4 protein-coding genes are annotated in these 5,512 nt (G+C 48.2%); 3 read left to right on the top strand and 1 reads right to left on the bottom strand.

All coding sequences use genetic code 11. From position 1 onward, the window contains the following. Positions 1-5 precede the first annotated feature (5 nt). The gene (locus PBAL39_RS11785; RefSeq protein WP_008241640.1) at positions 6-1,418 is read left to right on the top strand and encodes a hypothetical protein; all 1,413 of its coding nucleotides are present in this window, start codon (positions 6-8) and stop codon (positions 1,416-1,418) included. Between the two features lie 50 nt (positions 1,419-1,468). Continuing rightward, positions 1,469-2,398: a tail fiber domain-containing protein gene (locus PBAL39_RS11780; RefSeq protein WP_157274006.1), complete on the top strand. Its 930-nt coding sequence runs from the start codon at positions 1,469-1,471 to the stop codon at positions 2,396-2,398. A 160-nt stretch (positions 2,399-2,558) separates the two neighbouring features. Here the strand turns inward: PBAL39_RS11780 and PBAL39_RS11775 are convergent, their stop codons facing one another. Next, positions 2,559-4,706 carry an oligopeptidase B gene (locus PBAL39_RS11775; RefSeq protein WP_008241638.1) on the bottom strand — a complete coding sequence of 716 codons (2,148 nt, stop codon included), beginning with the start codon at positions 4,704-4,706 and terminating at the stop codon, positions 2,559-2,561. A 136-nt stretch (positions 4,707-4,842) separates the two neighbouring features. On the opposite strand from PBAL39_RS11775, the gene PBAL39_RS11770 reads away from it, so the two are divergent. Continuing rightward, positions 4,843-5,436, top strand: a complete 594-nt coding sequence (locus tag PBAL39_RS11770) for a TlpA disulfide reductase family protein (protein WP_008241637.1) — start codon at positions 4,843-4,845, stop codon at positions 5,434-5,436. Positions 5,437-5,512 lie beyond the last annotated feature (76 nt).

The raw sequence follows: 5,512 nt of genomic DNA, 5'->3' as shown, positions 1-5,512 counted from the left end.
AAGATATGCAAATCAAACAAAAATGGAGCGGCCATTTAATCAGGTTTATGGTGCTCGCTTTAAGTACCTGGTGCTTTCATCCTACCGATGCACGGGCCCAGTTTGTCGGGAATCCGCTGATTCCCAAGGAAGGAAAAGTGATCATCTATACGAATGATGCCAAAGGTGGACACCATCAGGTGGCGACCATCGCAGACCGGGATAAGATCAGCATCGACAGGAGACAGCCTGGGATGTTGTGTACGGTGATGGATGACGGAACGGGTAAGGCAAAAACTTACCAGCTGATCGCCACGGATGTTGTGGCGGAGCTGGAAAAAAACACCAACTGGGTAGCCTTTTCACCGGGTGGGGTTGCTGCGGGCAACAACCTGATCTATGGCGCAACAGTGCCGGATGTGGCAACGGGAAAGGCTGGTGATTTCTTTATTCATACAGCTACGCAAACACTTTATGGCCCGAAACAAGCCGACAACAGCTGGCCGGTACTCCTGCTACAGGGAACACCTGCAGGACCTGCATCGGGCGACCTGACGGGAACTTATCCCAATCCGACAATTGCCGAAAAAGCGGTAACAGTAGAGAAGATCAATCCTGGTACGGCAGACCAGGTTTTAGTAACTGCTGCGGATGGTACCGTTTCCTGGGTCGACAAATCGACACTCGGTACAGGCGGTGGTACCATTGGTAGTTTCAACGGCGACCGTCCCATCACCGGCGAATATTATAAAAATGTAAACCCGGGCACGAACGACCTTGCCAAATGGATCGAAACCGTTTTCTATCCTTCTGTGGGGCCTTCAGCATCGCTTACGGCAACTCCGTCAGGAGTCAGGGAAATGGGAGGTGCAGGCAGTACCTCGGTATCTCTGGCCTGGACAGCGGGCAGGGCTGCAGCAACGGAGCCGATCACTGAGATTCTCGTGAATGGCACCAATGTGTTTACGGTCTCACCGGCAGCGGGGGCCTCAGTAAATGGTACACAAAGCGGTACGGCAACGAACAACCAGCGGACTACATTCAGTATGTCTGTGAAGACGTCTGATAATAAAACGGCTACTGCCAGTGCCGCTATAGATTTCCAATGGAAGCGCTACTGGGGTTTTGCTACAGGTGGTGACGACGGGGTTGCTTTTGCGCCGACAGATGCACAGATCCTGGCACTATCGGGTAGTGAGTTTGGCACTGCCGCCGCCGTATCCAGCAAGTCTGCAACACCAAGCGGAAGGCAAAAACTGGTGATCGCCTATCCTTCGTCATGGGGGGGCACAAAAATCATCGTCGGTGTAAATGATTCTACAGGTGCCTTTGAGAAAACGATCAGGTCCTTTACCAATGCCAGCGGCGGTACCACCTCTTACGTGATCTACGTGCAGAAAGACAATACAGCGGCGGGCCTGACCTTTAGTGTTCAATAAAATTTAGTGTTTAACAGCAAGTGATAATGTTCAAAATAAAAGTATTTCAAATGAAAAAGATCTGTTCATTTTTAATGGTGATGGGCCTCGCTACGCTGGCCGGTTATGGTCAGGTAAAGGTAATCGGTGCCGTTGAGCCCAATGACCTGACGGATAAGTATCCCACGCATAACGAGATCTATGGTAAGGGTGGTTTTCGATCTGTGGCTGATGTTGCCGAGCGCAATGGCATTACTCCGGCAAGAAGGAGCCAGGGGATGCTGGTGTACGTTATCGCAGAAGAAAAACTCTACCAGCTTAAGGGAGGGCTTGCAGATGCCAACTGGGCGGAGATTGCCTTCGGTGCTGGCAGTGGCAGCGGCCCGGGAGCGATATTGGCTGTTGAGAAAGGTGGAACCGGGGCTGCGACGGCAGATGACGCTCGTGTCAATCTCGGTTTAGGAAATATGGCTGTCCAGAATAAAGATGCCGTAGAAATCACAAATGGGGCGATTGATGGCACGCTGATCGGTTCATCTACTCCGTCACAGGGAAAATTTACCGAGCTGGACGTCAACTCGGAACTGCGTGTAACCGGGCAGGTCGTAGTAACCGGTGACATCCGTGCAACGGGTGATGTCACTGCCAATTCTGATGTGCGCCTGAAAAAAAATATTGTTACGATTCCTCCGGTGTCGGAAAGCCTGAGAAGACTGCATGCCGTTTCTTACGACCGTAAGGATATGGACCTCCATCAGATCGGTTTCATCGCACAGAATGTACAGGAGTATTTTCCGTCGCTGATCAGGACGGATAATGATGCTCAGAAGACCTTATCTCTCAACTACCAGACGATGACTGTGCCGTTATTGAAGGGCTGGCAGGAACATGATGAGCTGATTGTGGCACAGCAACGGGAGCTGATAAGCCTCAAGTCTGAAGTGGAAGAACTAAGAAAGGCGGTTGCGGAACTGAAAGGGATGCTGAACAGCAGGAAATAGGCAAAGAACAGAATTCCGCTGAATTGCAGGTATGATGAATTCATATAAAAGGCGGCTGAGGTATTGACGGATTTGCTCCGGTATACCTCAGTCGCCTTTGACTTATTCGGGGGACTGCTGATGCTTGATCCCCCTTTTATATGTGGCAGGTTCTGACCTTTTATTTAGAGATGCCCTCCAGGCTAAACAGAAAAGCGTAATTGAGTGCGATGTCCTTCAGGTAATCAAACCTTCCTGAGGCGCCGCCATGTCCAAAGTCCATGTCCGTTTTCAGGAGCAGGATATTTTTGTCTGTTTTTGTTGCCCGTAGCTTGGCCACCCATTTGGCGGGCTCAAAATACTGTACCTGACTGTCGTGCAGGCCGGTGGTCACCAGCATGTTCGGGTATGCTTTTTTCTCAATATTTTCATACGGCGCATAACTTTTCATGTATAAGTAAGCATCCTTGTTTTTAGGATTTCCCCATTCATCAAATTCATTTGTGGTAAGTGGGATGCTCTCATCCAGCATGGTATTGACCACATCCACAAAAGGGACCTGTGAGATGATACCATGCCACATTTCCGGGGCCAGGTTGATCACCGCACCCATCAGCAGTCCGCCGGCGCTTCCTCCCTGTGCATAAAGGTGTTCTTTGCTGGTGAATTTTTCATCAATCAGGAACTTTCCGCAGTCGATAAAGTCGGTGAAGGTGTTCATCTTTTTCATGAGCTTTCCATCTTCATACCACTGCCGGCCCATCTCCTGTCCGCCACGGATGTGTGCAATAGCATAAACAAAACCGCGGTCAAGCAGACTGAGGTTGTTGCTGGAGAAACCGGCGTCCATGCTTGCGCCATAAGAGCCATAACCATACAACAGCAGTGGTGCGGAGCCATCTTTCTTCAATCCTTTTTTGTAAACGAGTGAGATGGGCACCTTTGTGCCGTCTTTTGCCGTGGCATATAACCTTTCCGTTGCATAAGCACCTTTATCATATCCACCAACTACTTCCTGCTGTTTCATCAGCTTTTGCGATTTGGTGTCCATGTTATAATCATAAGTAGAAGAAGGCGTGATCATGGAGGTGTACTGATAACGGAGCGTATTGCTGTTGTAATCAGGATTTGAGCCGATCCTCGCCGCATAGGTAGGTTCCTCAAAATCAATGTGGTGCTCTGTGCCGTTGTTGTTGCGTACCAGCAGCTGCACCAATCCGTTTTTGCGTTCCGAGATGACTACGTGGTTTTTAAACTCCTCCACCCCTGCAAGGAGTACATCTTTGCGGTGAGGGATGACTTCTTTCCAGTTTTCTTTTCCGGTTTTATCCAGGGGACATTCCATCAGACGAAAATTCTTGGCATTCCAGTTCGTGAGGATGAGGAACTTGTCTTCCAGCGGTGTCACATCATAAAGGACATCTTTCATCCTTGGCTGGAACACCTGGAATGCTGCTGCCGGTGTTGCCGCGTCGATCATCCTCACTTCTGCCGATAGGGTGGCAGAGGAGTAGATAAAAATATATTTGCCGGATTTGGATTTACCTACGCCGATGTAGTTGCTTTTGTCTTTCTCCTCATATACCACCGGATCTTTGGACGGATCAGTATCGAGCAGATGCCTTTTGATTTTCTCGCTGAGCAGTGTGACGGGGTTTTTGGAAGTATAAAAAATGGTTTTATTGTCTGCTGCCCATACCGGATCACCTTCCGTGTTGGGGATGACGGTCTTGCTGATGGCACCTGTTTCCAGGTTTTTGACATTGATTTCGTATTGTCTTCTGGAGACTTTGTCGACCCCGAATGCCAGCAATTTGTTGTCCGGGCTGATACTGAATCCTGTTGCGGAGTAGTAAGGCAGCCCTTTAGCGAGCTCGTCAATGTCCAGGAGCACTTCTTCCGTAGCGTCCAGGCTTCCTTTTTTGCGGCAGTATTTATAATATTGTTTTCCCTCTTCAGTCTTCTGATAATAAAAATAGCCATTTTTGAAAACAGGTACAGACTCATCTTTTTCTTTGATGCGGCCCTTTAATTCCTTGAAGAGATCAGCTTGCAGGATTTTCGTACCGCTCATCATGGTGTCGAGGTAATTGTTCTCCGCGGTAAGGTATTCGACAACTGCGTTGCTGTCAGCACCTTTCCTGAAGTAGTCGATCATCCAGTAATAATTGTCTGTTACCGTATCTCCGTGCAGTGCCCTGAGAAAGGGTTTGACAGTTGCTACAGGTGCAGTGGCATGCGGCCATTTATAAGTTTCCATTTGCTTATCTTTGTTGGTACAGGCCAAAGCTACACTGAGTAACAGTAAACCCGAAATGGTTTTTTTCATCTGTTTATAATTTTATGAATCAGTTTTGTTGATGGTTGCAGGTGGTTAAGCGTTTATTTTGGTGTTTGTTTGCAGAGACAATATACTGTTATTTTGGTGATTAACTCAAATCGGCTGGCGAACTCAGGCTACATTTATGGAGAGAAAAAAGATTTTTAGTAAAAGCGGGATTACCAATCTGCTGTTTGTCATCATCATACTGGTCATGCTATTGGTTCCTTCAGCGAAGGCTTTCATGATCCGGGGTTTGATGGAGATTGGCTTATTCCGCCCTGCTGTGGGCAAGACGGAGAAAGTGGAGGCGGCCTTGCCTGTACAAAACCTTGCAGGTATTGTTTTCAAAGATGCCTCCGGAAAAAGTTTAGATCTGGGTAGCCTGAAAGGTAAAGTTGTATTTCTGAATTTCTGGGCAACCTGGTGCCCGCCATGTCTGGCGGAACTGCCATCGATTCAGGAAGCCTGGCAAACTTTTAAGGACGATCCTGATTTTGTATTCATCCTTGTGGATGCTGATGGAAAGTTGGCTGAAACGCATAAATTTATGAAAAAGAAAGGGTATGATTTTCCGTTGTATTCAGCAGCATCGGCAGTACCGGAAAACCTCTTCAGCGGAGCATTGCCTACCACCATCGTCTTTGATAAGCAGGGAAGGATTTCCTATCAGGAATCCGGTGCAGCGAACTATGCAAGTCCCCGTTTTACTGAGTTCATGAAGAAGTTAAAAAACTGATCCTTTTTCCCTGTACCAGGGAGGTACGATGGTCGGGCTACCTTTTGCTCATAGCCGTCCCTTAGCCGTCCTTTAG

The sequence above is a fragment of the Pedobacter sp. BAL39 genome (assembly GCF_000170795.1).
Taxonomy (GTDB): Bacteria; Bacteroidota; Bacteroidia; order Sphingobacteriales; family Sphingobacteriaceae; genus Pedobacter.
This window is presented reverse-complemented; position numbering and strand designations above follow the sequence as displayed.